This is a genomic window from Citrobacter sp. wls829 (genome assembly GCF_005280825.1).
GTDB lineage: Bacteria > Pseudomonadota > Gammaproteobacteria > Enterobacterales > Enterobacteriaceae > Citrobacter > Citrobacter gillenii.
The window spans coordinates 1-17,888 of the sequence record NZ_SZWP01000070.1 but is presented as its reverse complement, the minus strand read 5'-3'; the positions used below and the strand labels follow the sequence as shown (position 1 = coordinate 17,888).

12 protein-coding genes and 1 pseudogene are annotated in these 17,888 nt (G+C 48.3%); 2 read left to right on the top strand and 11 right to left on the bottom strand.

The window, feature by feature from the left end:
- Positions 1-62: 62 nt before the first annotated feature.
- From FDW88_RS15265 to FDW88_RS15245, 5 genes and pseudogenes are all read right to left on the bottom strand, one after another.
- Positions 63-344: a heavy-metal-associated domain-containing protein gene (locus FDW88_RS15265; protein WP_137362877.1), complete on the bottom strand. Its 282-nt coding sequence runs from the start codon at positions 342-344 to the stop codon at positions 63-65.
- Positions 341-675 (bottom strand): annotated as a pseudogene (locus FDW88_RS22835) (hypothetical protein). Before FDW88_RS22835 ends, FDW88_RS15265 begins: the two are co-directional and overlap by 4 nt.
- Entirely contained in the window at positions 653-1,795 is a 1,143-nt protein-coding gene (locus tag FDW88_RS15255; RefSeq protein ID WP_115258806.1) for a transglutaminase-like domain-containing protein, read from the bottom strand. Before FDW88_RS15255 ends, FDW88_RS22835 begins: the two are co-directional and overlap by 23 nt.
- A 239-nt stretch (positions 1,796-2,034) precedes the next feature.
- On the bottom strand, positions 2,035-2,505 hold the full coding sequence (locus tag FDW88_RS15250) for an SRPBCC family protein (protein ID WP_115258807.1): 471 nt from the start codon (positions 2,503-2,505) through the stop codon (positions 2,035-2,037).
- Between the two features lie 13 nt (positions 2,506-2,518).
- Positions 2,519-3,040 (bottom strand): DUF1571 domain-containing protein, encoded by a 522-nt coding sequence (locus FDW88_RS15245; RefSeq protein WP_249354894.1) that lies wholly within the window; start codon positions 3,038-3,040, stop codon positions 2,519-2,521.
- A 369-nt stretch (positions 3,041-3,409) separates the two neighbouring features.
- Here FDW88_RS15245 and FDW88_RS15240 point away from each other — a divergent pair, with 369 nt between their 5' ends.
- Complete coding sequence (locus FDW88_RS15240) at positions 3,410-3,754, top strand: hypothetical protein (RefSeq protein ID WP_137362876.1); 345 nt, start codon at positions 3,410-3,412, stop codon at positions 3,752-3,754.
- A gap of 209 nt (positions 3,755-3,963) precedes the next feature.
- Here FDW88_RS15240 and FDW88_RS15235 read toward each other — a convergent pair whose 3' ends face one another.
- Positions 3,964-5,163 carry a hypothetical protein gene (locus FDW88_RS15235; RefSeq protein WP_137362875.1) on the bottom strand — a complete coding sequence of 400 codons (1,200 nt, stop codon included), beginning with the start codon at positions 5,161-5,163 and terminating at the stop codon, positions 3,964-3,966.
- Between the two features lie 344 nt (positions 5,164-5,507).
- Here FDW88_RS15235 and FDW88_RS15230 point away from each other — a divergent pair, with 344 nt between their 5' ends.
- A complete protein-coding gene (locus tag FDW88_RS15230; protein ID WP_096757486.1) occupies positions 5,508-5,750 on the top strand; it encodes a DinI family protein in 243 nt (80 codons plus the stop codon).
- Positions 5,751-6,612: 862 nt separating this feature from the next.
- On the opposite strand, the gene hhe is transcribed toward FDW88_RS15230, so the two are convergent.
- From hhe to FDW88_RS22830, 5 genes are all read right to left on the bottom strand, one after another.
- Entirely contained in the window at positions 6,613-12,348 is a 5,736-nt protein-coding gene (gene hhe / locus FDW88_RS15220; protein ID WP_048266475.1) for a DUF4011 domain-containing anti-phage protein Hhe, read from the bottom strand.
- A gap of 186 nt (positions 12,349-12,534) precedes the next feature.
- Complete coding sequence (locus FDW88_RS15215) at positions 12,535-14,577, bottom strand: DUF262 domain-containing protein (protein ID WP_097311082.1); 2,043 nt, start codon at positions 14,575-14,577, stop codon at positions 12,535-12,537.
- Entirely contained in the window at positions 14,570-16,021 is a 1,452-nt protein-coding gene (locus FDW88_RS15210) for a DUF262 domain-containing protein (RefSeq protein WP_077249079.1), read from the bottom strand. The genes FDW88_RS15215 and FDW88_RS15210 overlap by 8 nt, the downstream gene beginning before the upstream one ends.
- 24 nt (positions 16,022-16,045) lie before the next feature.
- Positions 16,046-17,214 (bottom strand): IS3-like element ISEc52 family transposase gene (locus FDW88_RS15205; protein ID WP_137362874.1). Its coding sequence is split into 2 segments (ribosomal slippage): positions 16,046-16,965 and positions 16,965-17,214, totalling 1,170 coding nucleotides; the frame shifts between segments, so codons are not numbered across the junction.
- Positions 17,215-17,487: 273 nt separating this feature from the next.
- The gene (locus tag FDW88_RS22830; RefSeq protein ID WP_137362908.1) at positions 17,488-17,721 is read right to left on the bottom strand and encodes a DeoR family transcriptional regulator; all 234 of its coding nucleotides are present in this window, start codon (positions 17,719-17,721) and stop codon (positions 17,488-17,490) included.
- Positions 17,722-17,888: the final 167 nt, after the last annotated feature.

Sequence of the window (17,888 nt, the reverse complement as noted above, 5' to 3'; positions counted from 1 at the left end):
TTCCTGCCTGTGAGTATCTTACATGGCTGGCAGAATAACTGATACCAATAGGCATAAACGGCTTACTGTTGCTCAATACGGTTTAGCGTGGCCGTGTATCCGGTTTTCGCCACTGCGTTCAGCAGCGTATCAGTAGAAAAACCGTGGGGCACGATGGCTTCGGCCTGTCGAGTCTTAAGCGAAGATTTGGCTTTGATCACGCCGTCGGTTTCGCGCAGCGCCTGGTTCACCGAAATAACGCACAGCGAGCAGGTCATATTTTGGATATCCAGCACCACTTTTTGATTGGCGGCCTGTACCCATAACGGCAGTAATAACCATCCCAGCCGCATTACTTTTTTCATTCAAACACCTCATAAAACCAGGCCACCAGCGTGGGGTAGAATAACACCGGCAAAATCAGCGCCACGGCGAACCAGTATAGAACGCGCATCTGCGTCAAGGTTAACCGCCCGGTGCACCACAGCCGTTTAGAAAAATAGAGTCGCCAGAAGACCCGTAATAATAACCCTAACGTCAGCACCATCAGGGGGATACGTAAAAATTCAGCCTGGGTGAATACCGCAAAGCCCGCCGCGGAAATACCAAACAGCAGATATAACAGCGGCCCACAGCCGCCGCAGCGGCCGTCAGCAGGGTTAATCCCGCCCCCTTAGCGTTGTTCTGTTGCGACATAGCGGTAAGAGAACGCTTTAGGGTCATAGAAATTGATCGGATCGCCGTCCACTTCAGCATAAGGGTAACCAAAGTTGTTCATCGCACCCTGCTCGGTTGCCGGATACAGTTCAAAATCGCGTCCGTAGTTGAAACCCACCCAGTTCATTTCCCAGTTACCAAACAGGTAAGCGTTGACGGCCTGGACATCGGCATCCTGATGGGCTTTTTTCTCTGCCAGACGCATTTTTGTCACGTCTGCCGGGTCGCACGGCAACCAGCCGTAACCGGCCAGATAGAACTCAGCGCGACAGTGCTGTCCACCACTAACATCGGCAACCCCTGCGCTGTCGGCTTTGCCAAACGCACTTTTCGAATAGCGTTCCAGCTTAACGGCTTTCCCCAGGCGGATGCCAAACAGTTCACGCGCAGGAATGCCGCTAGCCCTAGCCAGGGCCACAAAAACGGAACTCATGTCGGTACATTTTCCCTTAAGCTTGCCGCTTTTCAGGATCTCTGCGACATCGCCTGTCCCGCAGCCAATCACGTCATTATCACGCTCCATATAGCGACTCACCCACTCATAAATAAGGCGTGCTTTTTTCAGTGGGTCCTGCTCCGTCCCGGTAATTTTACGCGCGGTTTCCTGAACCAGGCCATCGATGGGCGTATGCGCTGTCGGCAGCAGATACGGTTTGACATCCAGCGGGTAAATAATCTGCGCCGGCGCTTGCCAGGTTTTTAGCGCGTCATGTTTCAGCGGTTCCCAGTCGGTCGTTTCAATCTCAATATCGACCTTTATCAGCAACTCACCCTGCGAATCGGGCCAACTGGCAAACAGCGTTTTGGCGCCGTAGGTGTTATTAGTGGTGACGTACGCCTGCTTATAATTGCCGGTAAAGACAAGGTTTGTCATCTGCTGAAACGCGGTGTCTACCGGCAGCGGTATCCACAGCTTCACCACGCCACGCGATCCCTGAGGTGGATTGAGCTGATAGGTTTGTGATAACACAAAACGTCGACGCGCCACCGGCGCCGCTAACGGCTCTGCGGCTTGTACTGTCTGGCTAACTATCGAAGGGCCGACGAATCCGGCGGCAGAAAGGAGTACGCTATTTTTAAGAAACTGGCGACGTTGCATTGCTGTCTGTCCATATTATGAGAGTTGAGCCACGGCGAGCGTAGGCGATCATCACAGCAGACAGACGCTGACGTAAAAAGGCGAGTCGATGGGGATTATTCATCAATAACAGACCTGTTAACTGTGAATGAAAAGAGAACCGATTAAGCCACTTTCGACCACAAGAGTACAGGCGCAATAAGAAAAAAGGCAAAGAATGCATAAAATATGCGAGTCCCTTTACCTGGCTCGCCATTAAATTAAAACATATACACAGGAGCGCCTAATTTGCGGGCAAGTCCTCTTGCGCCCTCGCGCATAACCGTATCGTGATTCCAGCGAAATACGGGGGCTGCCAGCGGGGCAAGATAGTTCATCCAGCGAAGCGTGGTGCGAATGTTCCAGTCGTATCTGACGAGTGTCTCCTTACCTAATTCGACAAAAGACCATACTCCACGACCTTCAACCTCACCGCAGGCTTCTCCTTCGAGCAGAGAACACGGCTGAATATTCAGTACATTAATATCAAAGGTTAAACGATACGGCAGCGCCCCTTTCCAGGTATAACGGTGCAACGCGCCGATACCCAGCCCATCACCTTTCTTAATTTCGGTGACTCGCTCCAGACTTACCCACCACTCTGGCCACTGGTCCGGATGCGAGAACACCTCCCAGACCTCCTGCAGTGACGCCTCAACCCGCCAGACGGTAGAAAACTGATATTCGGCCATTACGCTGGCTCCTTCAAGGCGTGAAGAAATTGGCAGGAAAACGGACGTTAACGATCAGTGAGTCCATAAGCACCGTTTCCAGCAGTTTTCCCTCCAGCGTGTAGCTCATCACTTTGGCAGGCAGCCCATAATAGTTATCTAACCAAAGGTCATAGCGATGAACACCATCAACAACCATTGCCTTCGGCCCCACCACCGAGACATAGGTGACCAAGCGCCCGGATAGATTCTCCACGCCAAGGGTGGTGGTGGTTCCCTCACGCTGCAGACGGCGAATATTCCCCAGCAAAACGCCGATGTCAGACCGGTCCACACAATGACCGCGCTCATCCTGAATCAGTGAATTAGTGGGCGACAGCGTCAAAACAGGCAACGTTCCTAGCCCAAATGGCCACAACGTCACCTTCCCACTATCGGGGTTATAGGTCAGTACCGCACCAGCATGCGGTTGGGTGAAGTCCATTCGTACATAGCCGGGTTTTTTATAGCTATAGCGAATAATTTTGCTCGCCTCTGTCGTGGACGAGGAACGCATAACAACCTGATAGGATTGTATTTGATCAAACCTTTGTTGATAGCGACTGATGGGGTCTTGCGACGGCACAGACGCCACAGCAACGCTCACTGCTACTGGATACGCTATCGCGCTAAAAACGAGTAACGTTGCAGACATCATCGTCAAAGAGAGTAAGCCTCTCATGATCGTCTCCTGCATCAGTAGGGTCTGCAAACAGGAGCTATCACCTGTTACCTACTTTCATTATAGGGGGGAATTCAGCGGTGCTGACTGGCTGGATAATCATTATTTTCACAGACACAGCGGTAAAATTAATCATGCCTACGTCGGGTACCAACGCTGCCAAACGCTATACTTGAATAGCCACATTTTTATCAGGTATTCATCATGAAACGGCCACGGGTACGTTCATACTTCGCCTTCACCGTACTGTTGATGACGTCATTCTGTGCTATTGCCAGCACCTTACAGGACCAGGCCGCAAGAGAGCGTGAATTAAGTGCGGCGCTGTCTACCGGCAACAGCGTCATCATCATTGGAGGAACGGAGGATTTCGGTTTCACGCTCAGGTCCCGCAATAAAATCTATCGGCCATTTGCGATTCAGGATGGCATTGGCGATCCCATTATGTTTAACCGTTTTCAGAACCAGAGTTACAATCCCGCCCGAGATGGGTTCAGTAGTAACCCGGCCCGCGGAGGATTTATGATGGGTGCACCGATTCGCAGGTAGATGCCTATTGAAACCTTGCCCTTAGAAACGATACCGATGCGGGTCAACAAATTACAGGCACAACAAAACCACCCGTAGGTGGTTTCACGACACGGCTTATTGATTTAATTATTCAATTAGAATGGGACTTGAATCCACACAAGCCGAACACCAAGGCGAGGTTTTACTGATACAAAACGGAGAACGTAAAGCATGTCGCAAGCGCTACCTCAACTGGATTGCGGTTGGCCGGATGAGTACGGGCATTTAGCACTTTCTAAAAGTGCCTCATCTTGCGCTAGTAGGGTAATCACGTCTCCAGCAATATCAGCCCTGATTCCAAGAGATTTGTGTGCAATATAGGCAGCAACAGCCAACGGCCTCCATTTAAAGCAAGCTGCAATACGCCTGATCTCTTCAATAACCTTGAATGTGTCACATTCTAAGGCCAAGCTTGCACGCGCTGTATCAAAAGATATTCGCTGAGCATTGGTCAGCGGGGGAAGCCTTTTAAGCTCTGCTGTGATTATTCGCTGAGCTTCAACACCAATAGAAGATCCGCCTTCGACTATCCCCGTCAATCCAACAAGTTTTCCACCATCACTACGGCTATTATCATCTTTGACCTGGAGCGGAACAGTCTGGGCCATCAGCTCGACATCCTGCTGAAGGAGATCGAGCAATTCGGGCATAATTTCAGGGTTAATTACACCTTTCAAAGCATCTACTCGTTTTGCCAAGGTCACAGGAGAGCAACCCAATCGAGTTGACATAGAAATAAGGCGACTTGCTATCATGAAAATGTCATTCAAGCCAATTAAAGGCTCACACTCGCTGCGGAGTATCATATCTTCACGTTGGGCATAATTTTGCTTAATGGGTTTCCTGACCTTAGGTTTTGCTTTTTGACTCGTATAGCTACGCAAAGCATCCTGCGTGCTTTCTATTAGCATGTTAATACTGTTTGTCAGATCTTCACTTCCTTTCAGACTGGAGGTGATCTGATGCATTTTATGAAGCCTTGCCAGCATTTCAGGCGTTGCGCTCCCTGACGCTATACTCTGGCTTATCTCATGCATATTTTTGATAATTCCAGTGGAAATTTGCGATGGATCAGACGCAATCTCTTTAACTTGGTGGCTATTTTGTATTGTACGCTCCATCAGTTTGAGCACGTCTTTCCAATAGGTTTTTACACCACATTTTAGGGCTTCAAGCCTGGAAATCGTATTACGAAGGCTGTAACATTTCGCCAAAGGGATGGCCTCGCCTACGTTTTTACCCATTCTCAGCCAATTAATAAGGGCAATAAAATCGTTTGCTGCAGAATCATTCAACCCTTCAACGACACGTTTTCTCACATCGGGATCAGAAAAGTTCGTTCTTGGCTTCGGAAGGCGATCATTTTTATGGTCGCTTGGTTTCTTCATACCGTTTACTCAGAATATTTTAATGAATCAAGCGTTGCTCGATGTCAGTAGAATAAGGGGTTAAAACAATACAACTCAATCAAATATAAGGATATCCCCCTCATTGAGCAATATTGAAAACGGTCTTTCTCGTACTCTTTCACGGAGCGGTCATCACACATTGCTGTTCTTCAGGTTGGTCAGGTATGGATTCGGGTGAGCCCGTCATCGCTCAATCCGGACTTCAGCGACCATTGCACATCTCAGTCGCAACTGAAGGAATGCCCACGTTAACGCCCTCTTGAATAGTGGATAAAAACACAGTATAAATACTGTATATTCATCCACCAGAAAGGCAGTGTGCAATGTTTGTGGAACTAGTTTATGACAAAAGAAATTTTGAGGGTTTGCCGGGTGCAAAGGAGATTATTTTAGGTGAGTTGAGTAAGAGGGTTCACCGACTCTTCCCGGATGCGGATGTTCGAGTTAAACCGATGATGACACTACCGGGGATCAACACAGATGCCAGTAAGCACGAGAAAGAACAGATAAGCCGAACCGTTCAGGAAATGTTTGAAGAGGCTGAGTTCTGGCTGGTGTCAGATTAAACATCTCTGATTCATCATACTGGGTAAGTACAACCCGCCGCGAGTGGCAGTCATTCAAGACTCACACTTCAAACATTCGCCAGTCAACCGCTGCCATATCTTTACATACAGTGTGGTGGCGGCAAATTTCCCGACTTTGATTTCCAATTCACTTTTCTCGTTCTGAAAGCAAAAGAGCATTTTGTTGTTACGTTTGCGGTGAGGCAGTAATGCTCTCTCTGTATGAGGAATCTGAATGGCTACGCAATGGTCAAAGCAAATTATAAAAACAAAAAAACCACCCGTAGGTGGTTTCACGACACTGCTTATTGCTTTGATTATTCTTTTCTTTCCCATGGTGCCCGGAGTGGGACTTGAACCCACACAGCCTTACAGCCGAGGGATTTTAAATTCTACGTAGGATCAATGAGTTACATAGCAGTGCATTGCGAAACTTTGCTGACGTTGAATGGTCGTCTTTGCAACCACTGGCAGAAAATGGATAGCCGTAGATTGCGTTGAGCACAGAAACAGCACAGGGTAATCGTCTACCTGGTCCTGTAAAGGAGGTTGTTGCCACACAAGCTAAAGCGCTTGACCTGCCCCCAGTATTCGGTACAACTGTCAGTTAGTAATGGACTGACCCCACCCCGGTAGACGATCCTGCCCTATAGTTTGAGTATAGGGGGAGCATATGGGCACACCACGGTCAATCAACCAATGACTGAGCAAATCAGGCTCAACATTACGGTTGTTAGGACGCGTGTGCCAATCGCCTAGATAACGATAGCCCAATTCCTCAATAAAAAACCTGACTACGCGCTGTTGAGTTGCGCGTTCACGTTGTCCGACAGTTGTCACTGTTCTTATTACCTTTAACTAATTATGCCAATTCAGACTCAAACGCTGCATCATTCGCTTCAGCCTCTGCGCCATCAATTAATGCCAAGACTCGGTCAAGAAAGCGTTGCGCTTCGTATACATCTGTTGCTTGCCGCAGATAATGAGGTATTCGTTCAACAAACTCGGAACGTGATAAAGGCTGATGTTCCAGCAAAGCCTCAAGCATTGCGGGCCGCAACAAACGACGATCAGCATCAACATTAGGAAGCTCAACCTCAATGACATGTGTGGCAAAATACTTAAGTTGCTCCTTAAGCCCCAAATTGGGCATAAGAGAATCAATTGAGTCAGACGCCACTTCAGCGCTTGACTCAATCGTTTCGACATATTCATAGGAAGGTACAACAACGTCTGGAGCCAATGTTTTAAGCTCATGGAGTTTACGGATAATCGGAGATAGAACCTCATCAGGATTACTGAACCAATCAGTGGACCAAATGCGGCTAATTCTCCAACCCAAACGCTCCAGAACCTCTTGACGCAAACGGTCACGATCACGAGCAGATTTAGCTGAGTGATAAGCCGCACCATCACACTCTATGCCCATTAAGTAACGGCCAGGACAACCTGGATCTTTCACAGCTAGATCAATAAAGAATCCTGCAACCCCTACCTGAGGTTCACACTCAAACCCAGCGTGATTGAGTGCTTCCATTACAGCAACCTCAAAGTCACTATCTGGAGCCCTGCCGGTATGCGTTGTGAGGGAATCTAGTTTGCCACTTTCGGCAAACTGTAAAAAACCTTTCAACGAAATAACACCAAGTTTACTGGTTTCACTCGTCAATACATCTTCAGAACGCATTGAACTAAACACATGCATCCGTTTTTTTGATCGAGTGAAAAGCACATTCAAGCGACGCCAGCCAACATCGGAATTGATAGGTCCAAAGCGTTGATAAACCTTTCCACCATGCTCAGAAGGTCCATAGGTAAAGGAAATAAAGATTACATCACGCTCATCCCCTTGAACGTTCTCAAGGTTTTTCACAAAAAGTGGCTCTTCCATGGCATATAAGCCATCGATTGCATCGTTAAATTCAGGGCGATTTCGGCGCAATTCATCGATAGCGCGCTCAATTTGATCGCGTTGCTTGGAACTCATGGCCACTACCCCGAGTGACTCACCCGGCCGGTGTTGCGCATGATGAAGTACGGCCTCAGCAACTGCTTGGGCTTCTTCAATATTGTGTTGATTGGAGAACCGACCTTTTGACACATAGGTAAATTTAATCCCATACTCTGGAGACTCAGCATTTGGGGAAGGGAATATCACCAAATCACTGTTATAAAAATGGCGGTTAGAGTATGCAATCAACTTTTCATGTCGTGAACGATAGTGCCAACGCAAACGTCTCATAGGAAACAGTGGCAAAGCAGCATCCAAAATGCTGTCAGTATCACTTAAAGCCGCGGCATCATCGTCATCTTCTCCGTCGGCACTTCGATCAAAGAAACTGGTTGGTGGTAGCTGTTTCGGGTCACCAACGACCACTAGTTGCTTGCCCCTCGCGATGACACCCAATGCATCCTCTGGCTTCACCTGAGACGCTTCGTCCATCACCACCAGATCAAATTCCATTCGTCCAGGTTCTAGGTAATGAGCTGCTGACATTGGCCCCATCATGAAACAAGGTTTAATTGCAACCAGCGCATTACATGCACGGTTAACCAATTGCCTAATTGGAATATGTCTGGTTTTTTTACCCAACTCATTTTTGATCAAAGCTAGTTCTGTATATTCACTTTTCTTACCACCAGAATTCCCTTCTGGTATATTTCGGCAAGCAATTTTTGCTGCAATCCGCTGACGTTGTAATTCAATCAGTTTTTTGTCGTAATCTTTAAATGACTTCTGCAAAGCATTGCGCTGTGAGCCGGAAACTCTCATCAATTCAGGGTGGATGTGAATAACCTCCCGCGCCAGCTGGTCATGAATTGCTAATGCTAAACCCAATTCAACTTTTTCAATCGGGAGCGAGCCCGCAAGTACAGCACTCCAGATTCGCTGCAATCCATTTTCATGCATCTGCTCGTAACAACGAATAAAGTTAACCCACCCGTTCAACCAACGGGGTTGCTGTATTGCTCTTTCGTTGCGCTCGATTAATGTATTAAGAGAACCATCAGTCGACTTGAGCCACTGACTCCGCTCTAACTTTGTTTCTAGCGCATATAACTCAGCATTTTTAATCTGTTCATTCCATTTCGAAACTATTTCCCCACCATCACGACATAGTAAATCGTAATCACTACCACTAGCCAAATGTCTGATCTGGGTAGCCAAGGATACGCAATTTATCTTATCAACCAGTTGCTCGGCAAAATTCAGCGTGTCGTTAATAGTGTCTAACGTCAGTTGATTATTTTTATACGCACCGCAAGCCAATGGGGTTAATTGTAAAAACGCCCCTAACTGTAACGAGTCATTTTCAAGGGATATCTGAAGATCGTTTATGTTTTGCAAAATCTCGGAGGAATGAGTCATCTGCTCTAATGATATATCTGGATTGATAAACCATCCCTGCAAGGCAATGAGAGTATTCCGCACCTGTCGGTAAGATTGCATCAATACACCTTGCTCACCTAACCAAGATGCATGTTCTTCCAACAAGCTAGAAATACGCGGTAATAACTTAGCCTCGTGCTCGACCCGTTTAACCAAAGTCATTAATCTTGAGCTAATCTGCGATTTCTCGATTAAATGCACACCTTTGATAATCTCACCATCTAGGTTAAATAATCCAGAGCCTATCGCAACTCGCTTTCCAAAACCTATCCCGTAACAAGCTCGGACCTTCTTGTACCAATCACGCAATAACATGAGTTGTTCACAGTCGGTGTCCAACCCTCGGAATGCATTACCAAGTTGATTACCAAAGTCACTTTGTTCAAACCGTTGTAACAGCTCCGAATACTTGAGCAAATCAGCTGAGCAGCGTTTTAACTCAGCAAACTTAGTGTCAGGCTTACGAGATTGCGCCATGAGCAGTGCCTTGGCACTACGCCAATCACTCTTAAACCATGCAAATAATCCCCCTTGCTGGATAACAGCAACGGCATGCGCGAGCATCTCTTGGGAAGGCAACTGGTCCAATTGATACAAAGTAGATAGACCATCTCTTAAAGGACGCAATGTTTCGATTTGACACATTAAGTCGCGCAATACTGCATCGATATCATCATCATCAAAAAGAGGATCTCGAACTCTAATAAGCTCAGTCGGTAAAGCACCCAGAATCGACAACAACTCAGAGCAGAATAGCAATCCAGCTTGCGAATCATCGATATACGAAGCAATACCATCTGGCAAAGCATTTTTGAAATCGTTTAATTGCGCATAAATAGATGATAACTCATCATGAATTGATTGGATGGATTCAAGCCACCTGACCAAATCACGTAAAGTGAAATCCTCTGCTGCACCATATTTTTCCAGCTCTTCACGAGGAAAGTCACACGATTGTCCTTGTTCTAAAAGTCGTAGCTTTTGAGGCTCGATAACCTGGCTCAAGGCCACATAATGACCTTGTAGCAACTCGAACCTATCTAAATAGTGACGCACCCGTGCAATGGCATCGGGTGAATCTAGCTCACTAAGTGCTGGGAAATGCTCTGAACCACACAACACTGGAAGATTCGACTGATCTTCTACCAATTGCTCAATATATTGAAGCGTATTAAGGCTTTCGCCTTCTAACGCCCACTTATCTACATATTCTTGATAGCTATGTTGAAAGTCGATAATTGATGTCTGCCAAGTTTGTAGCAAATCGACTATACGAGCGCTGTCAAACAATTGAATTTGTGTGTTATTCACACCGCTCCAAGGGTGCTCATATATTTCTGCATTAGCCCCCACCTGCTCACGAACCTCTTTGTAGATGCGGCTAAACTCTACTATTTGGTCACGCAGCCGTAATTGGGTCACTTTATCCAACTGCTTCCCGGAAAGGTTTTCGATATGAAGTGCTGTTGCATCAATATCTAATTTGTGACGATAACGGGTTGCACCACTCAAAATCTGATGGATCGTTTTGCCTGTTTGCGCCCATTGGTTATTGATCAATGCGGCATATTCATTGAGCTGCTGCTTAAGATCTTCATAACGCAAAATCTGAGCATCAATCTCTTCCATAGTAGGCATGGTCGCCTGACTCACCAAGCGAGCATTAATATCATCCAGCACCTTGCGCTTATGAGTTTTATGACTGTGCAACTCTAAGCAAAATTGACCTAGCCCCGCACGATCCAAGCGACGTTTGACGACCTCCAGTGCAGCCATCTTCTCTGCCACAAACAGGACTTTCTTACCGTTGAGCAGAGCTGCTGCAATCAAGTTGGTGATCGTTTGTGATTTGCCACTACCAGGAGGGCCCTCAATGACTAAGTTTTGACCACGGATAGCATCGATCAACGCACTGTGCTGCGAGCTATCCGCATCATCGATTAGTGGAACCTTGTCATGAATATCAGGGTAACTATCGATGCAGTACTCATGCTGACCGAAGCCACCAGGTAAGCCGGAATTCTCTTGACCACAGCTCTGACTGGTGAAAAAGCGACGAATTACTTCATGAGACAATATATTGCGCTTGTCACAAGGCCAGCGGGCAGGATCGAGGTCAAGATACATCATCATCTTGCCAAAATTGAGCAAGCTAAGTGCACCATAACGTTTCACAGACCATTTAGGTTTGTGCTGCTCTACAACCTTCTTCACCGAAGCAAAATAAGACTCTGGAGTTTCCTCTTCATTGAACAAAGGAAGAGCGAGGCCAAAGTCAGCCTGAAGTTTTTCCTTCAAAGAGAGATTGGGCAAAATATCTTCACCCGTGTAATAAAGTTGAAACTTGTAAAGACCATCCTTCGGATCTAATTTTCCTCGTTCACATCTCACCGGAATTGTAAATAACGGTGCATAACGTGCCTTTTCAGAGGAATCGCTTTCATACCACTCAAGGAACCCTAACGCCAAATACAAGATGTTGGCGCCACTCTCCTCCAAAGCAGTTTGAGCCTTACCATAGATGGCGCGCAAACAAGCTTCCAGTTCATTTGGATAAAGCAGAGCCTGTATCCGATTATCGTCATGAGAGGGATTGGAAGAAGATATACTAATCTCATTCCCAGCCTTTGCCTGTCGTTCAAAATCCTCAAGCCCTTCATAGCCTGCTAAGCAGCACGCCTCCTTCAACGCTGACAAAGCTATACCTTGATTAACGTATTCAGAACGAATCCCTGTTAATTTTCCATTCTGGCCTTGGGCATATTGCAAGATAAACTGATGGGCTTTTTCCAGCAACTCTCTATCTGAATCAGAAACAACCGTTTTATGGCTATCTGGTAAATCAAAATCTGTACGGATTCCTAAGACGTGCGCCCAATCCTTAGCGCTAGGATGAGCTCTTAACTGTATATCTTTACCATCTGGCCCAACTTTGAGATAGCCATGCTCTAACAGCTGCGCTCTAGTTGGATCGGGCACAGGAGCAAATTCCATCGGGATTTCCGAGCAAAGGGTTTCATAAAGCTGTTCTGGTAATTCATCAACAATACGTAGTGAAGACCCTTTTTGAGTGATAGGGAAATTCAAAAGTCGATTTCGAGACGTAAGGTCCAATAACTTCTTACGCATAGCCTCGAGGGAAGTCAGAATAAAATCTGAGCCTCCTTGATTGAGTTCCTCTGCTGTAGAGGTATCTACAGTCGACATAATGTTCTCCATTTCTTAGGGTCCACAAGTAAAACGTTTTATGCTGATGCATCACAAAAAGACCGCAGTAAACTGCTGCAAAGAAGAGGAGATTTTTAGTCTCCCCTTCTTTATCAATCAGATCATACAATCAACTTAACGCCCATTAGTTGATAGCAGCCAAATTTCATAAACAGATTCAATCCGTTATTGCTGAATTTGATTGGATAGTAAGACCTGCAACATATCTTGTTGATGCACAGCTATCTCATCTTCCAGCCAACGACCTTTATCTTTCATCAGCCGAATCATAGCAAGCAATTTAAGACTATCAGTCTGGTTATTGGCAAGGCTTGCTTCAAAGTGCTCCTGCTTCTGTTGCGGCTGGAAGTTACTCAAGCGCGAGTTCTTGCTGTGGCTGATAAGGCAAAGGTTGCCAAACGAATGGAGTGCACTCTGCTCAACCGGTTTATAGCCATCCATCGGATGCTGGGGTGAGAAGTGCTCCACCGAGCTGCGGAAAGTGAACTCAAAGGGGCCAGCAACTTTGTCGCTATTCCGATCTCGTACCCACAGCAGATAGTCGAGGAAGTTGAAGACAAAGTTGTTCTCGATATGACCGAAGCGAAGTTTGGATGTAATCACCTTGTGCCAACTCTCATCCACATTGATGGCGGGCAACAGGGCGTTATCAAGGTAGAGCATCTGGTAATAGGAAGCCCCTTCACCAGGCGCCAAAAAGCGCTGGAAGACAAAGCGGCGAGCCTGACTCTCCAGATAGGACAGATAAGCCCCGGCATCCACCGGTTGATCAGGGTGACAATTGTCGAACAGATATCTCAGTGCACCATTCAGCCAATGTTTGTAAACCAGGGTCGGGGTCGACACATGAAACGCCGACAGCAACATCAGGACCCGCCGGTTAACACCAGAGAAACCATTCTCATTTTCATCCTTGTCAAAGGTATTGATGTAACTGACGCTCTTTTCCGAATACCAGTGCAGCCGCTTCAGACTCCAACTATCCTTGCCATCGGCAAACTCGCGCTTGATGATGAACTGATCAAACAGATACTTGCTCTTTAACAGGCCATAGATAAAACGCTGAACTGCCGCTACTGGATCCGGTTGCCTTATCACTCGCAGCTCAAACTGATCGACCAGTTGTTTATCATCAAGCGGCACCCCCTCCGTATCACCCGGGTCGCGGCTCACGAGTCGCAGCACATGGAGCAAGAAGTTGGAGAAGTTGATGACGCTGTTAAAGCGCTCGGAGCCTGCGCTCTCCTCCTCCACCGTCTGCTCACCATCAAGCTTGTCATCCTGCAAAATGGCCAACAAGGTGCGCCCTTGGCTACCGGCAGCTGCACGGCTTTTATCGGCAGCGTCGGCCGTGTTTGGGGATCCTAGCAGATCAAGCAGATGGGCAAAATCACGGGGCACAAACTGACCCCAGTCGCTCTCACCAAACAGACGGTGGCGCTCTTGCGGGGTAAAGCCGTACTGGATATAGCGCTCCATATTGGCGCAGGCATCCCATACCCGGGTCAGGATATGAATACTTTGGCGACGATGCTCTTCCTCGGGTATCTGGTTCAGCGTCTCCATCAGCCGCGCCTTGATCACTTCATGCTTTTCCAACTGCTCGCCGCGATTGTTCATCGCCTCGAAGAAGTGATTGAGATCGGTATCCTTGGGTACTTCGATACGAGAGATCTGCACATGCTTGAAGAGGTAGTCGCAAAAGGCCGTCAGTTTAGCCCCTACCAAACCAAGATCCGCCATTGCCTTGCCAATCAGCTCAAAACCGTTCACCAAACCTTCATTGAAGGTACTCCCCCGCAAATCGTAGGGGGCAACACCCTGCCATAAGCGCTCGAAGGTATGGCTCGATATCGGGCGACTCTCAAAAGCGAGGTTGATGGTCTGATACCAGCTCATATCCACCGAATCTATCGCGTGATGTTTGAGCCAATTGGCCAGCAGAGAGAGGGTAGTAAAGCGCTGCTGGCCATCGATTACCTCGAAACTGCCATCGTCCCGGGCAAACACCACCAGGGTGCCGATATAGTAGGTTTGCGGCCCCTTACCACTGACCAATTTTTGCTGATAATCCAGCACATCCTGCAGCAGCTGGGTGATCTCTCCCTCACCCCAGGCATAGTTGCGCTGGTACATGGGCACCAGATAGCGGGCGCGATCTTCAAGCAGTGCACGAATGGAAAAGGGGCGAACGCCTGCATCATTCATAATATTTCATCTCCCGAAACAGCCCGACCAGCTCATCTTCGGCACCATTGCGATTGTTCTTGTTCTCTCGACTGCTCATGCTAGGCAAAGGGAAGCCGTGCAGATCTCCCGGCAGACGAGCATCACGAATGGCACGGATCAGATTGTGCTCCAGCACATAGTTATCCATGGTTGCCAACTGCACTACCTGCTGGCGGATGCGGCAGCGATAGGCCCAGATAAAGCACTTCTCGATGGCCAGTGACAGCCCTTGGCTGCCGAACTTGTCGATATAGAAGATCAGGGCGCAGTCGAACATGGCCCGCACATAACGATCCCCGGTGCGGTGGCGACGCTCGTAGCTGCCCAGGGTCGATAGCACCTTGCTGGCCATCGGTGTCAGCGTTTCGCCGAGCAGGGTGGCAGATTGCGCCTTGCCGGAATCAGACTCCTCGGCCACGATGGCGGCCACCCGCGTCTGGTAGTACTCGGCCATCTCGAAAAAGCGCCGACCATTGATGATCATCTGGTCGAGATGAAAGGGAAACGTCATGTACTGGCCGTCAATCTTGCGCTGGTACTGGCTGTTGTACTCATCGACAAAGTGGTGGGCGATGCGCAGCGACTCCACGTAAGGATAATGCCCTACCCGATCTAGGTTGACCCCCTTGAAGAGATCCACCTCCCCCTTGCCAAAGTAGCGGGCCGACTTGCCCTCGGCCCACTGGCGTACCCGATAGAGATAGAGGGCGAACAGATTGGCCAGCTCGTCGCTTGGCAGGCGCTCCCAATGGGCGACCGCCTCGGTCTTGAGATTGGCCTCATGACCGGCAAACTCGCGCAGGTGAAATGCCTTGAGCAGATCGTGAGGAGCCAGATCGCGCCCCCGGGCATTTTGCGAATCGAAGAACTGGAACGCCTCCGAGATATCCTGCAGTACAAAGCAGACCACCTGACAGCGGTTGAGCAGAAAGTCAATTTGCTGCTCGTCAAACTCAGGGCGGGCCACCAGCCGACGCAACTCCAGATAGTTGCGTCTGAGGTTGAACTCCGAATCCCGGCTGGGGAAGCGCTGGCGCTGCATAAACGCATCGATAGGTCCACGCAAGACCTGCAATTGCTCACGCAGATCCTGACGTTGAAACCGGATACTCTTCTCTTTGCCACTGCGATTTTCGTTATCCAGCACCTCGATCAGCGCCTTGACGGTCAACATCAGGGTCAGGGTGCGTTGCTGACCATCGACGATATCAAGCATCTCGCCCTGCTCACTATCGGTGTGCTGATGAAACACCACCGAGCCCAGCCGGTAGGCGCTCTTGTCCTGATGGGTTGCCAAATCGGTAAAGAGATCCGAGATATTCTTGGAGCCCCAGCGGTAAGGTCGCTGATAGCTTGGGATGGCCAGTTGGGGAATGGCCAGCAACTGGCGTACCGACTGCACTTGATTATTAATGCTCTCCATCATGCCTCCTGCGGTATGAAGTGGTCAACAAAAACTGGCCACCGCGTTAGAGTTTTTCCAGTATCGGTTTTCTGATTCGTTTGGCGGTAACCCACCATTATATTCGTGCGGTCTTAGTGCGCTGTAATATCCAACGATATAATCCGTTATGGCGTGAGCTGCATCGCTGAAGCTTACATAGCCCGTCGCCGGCACCCATTCGTTCTTCAGACTCCTGAAGAAGCGCTCCATTGGGCTGTTATCCCAGCAGTTTCCACGCCTACTCATACTCTGCCTGATCCGGTATCGCCACAGTAACTGCCGGAACTGCCTGCTCGTATAATGGCTGCCTTGATCGCTGTGGAACATCACCCCGACGGGCTTACCACGGGTTTCCCATGCCATTTCCAGTGCTTTCATGGTGAGCTTGCTGTCCGGCGAGAACGACATGGCCCAGCCCACTGGTTTTCTTGCGAACAGGTCGAGAACAACGGCGAGGTACGCCCAGCGCTTACCCGTCCAGATATAGGTCACATCACCGCACCACACCTGATTTGGTTCCGTTACGGCGAACTGTCGCTCAAGATGATTCGGGATAGCAACGTGCTCATGACCGCCACGCTTATACCGGTGAGTCGGCTGCTGGCAACTGACCAGCCCCAGCTCTTTCATGAGTCTGCCAGCAAGCCAGTGCCCCATCTGGTAGCCTCTCTGGGTTGCCATTGTGGCGATGCTTCTTGCTCCGGCAGAGCCGTGGCTGATGCCATGCAGTTCAAGTACCTGACTGCGTAATACAGCCCGTCTGCCGTCTGGCTTTTCAGGACGGTTTTTCCAGTATTTGTAGCTGCTGCGATGAACCCCGAACACATGGCAGAGAGTGGCCACAGGATAACGCGCCCTGAGTTTCCCGATTATCGAGAACTGTTCAGGGAGTCTGACATCAAGAGCGCGGTAGCCTTTTTTAATATTTCATTTTCCATTTCAATACGTTGTAGCTTTTTCCTGAGCTCACGGATTTCAATTTGTTCCGGGGTAATGGGGGAGGCTTTTGGTGTTTTGCCCTGCCGTTCATCACGTAATTGTTTCACCCATCGCGTCATTGTGGAAAGGCCGACATCCATAGCGCTGGCTGCATCTGCCACGGTGTAGTTCTGGTCAACGACCAGTTGAGCGGATTCGCGTTTAAACTCTGCGCTGAAATTTCTTTTTTTCATTATGACACCTGTGTTGTTCTGAGGTGAGCATATCACCTCTGTTCAGGTGGCCAAATTCAGTAAACCACTTCATTTATACTGTCCATCGCAAGATAACAGGCTACACGGTTATTTACCTGAACAAGCCCGGCATGCGCCTGCGACAGAAAACCTGTGAATAACAGAGCCGCCATTATCGTTCTTTTCATCTTACATCCTTAATTAATGGGATTTATTTGGTTCATTGCAGAGCCTAATGCAATGCGAGGACAGGTTATGTCCATGTAGAGAAAATTATTTGCATATTCCTTGCCTGACTCGATCTCTTATCAGGGGAGCCAACTTCACTTTCCCGGGAGAAACTGTTTCAGTTACTGTTTCAACCTTCAATAAGTCACGTCGCCCTGTCCGACGGGAAACCGAAAACTGCTGGCAAATATCATTAACCGACAGAGAATTACCGGTATAGAGCTGGAGCAATATCCACCCCAGTCTTTCAGCGATCTTCTCGCCTCGTGACTGACGCATCATGGTTACCTGTATGGTTTCGTTTTAACAATCCATCGGACAATTCATCACCTAACATGCTGTAATTTCGATATTCTTTATGCGGTGTAAAACTGCCGTTGGGGTAATAGAGTAATCGTTATCTGAATCGCCACGGATAATCTAGACACTTCCGAGCCGTTGATAAT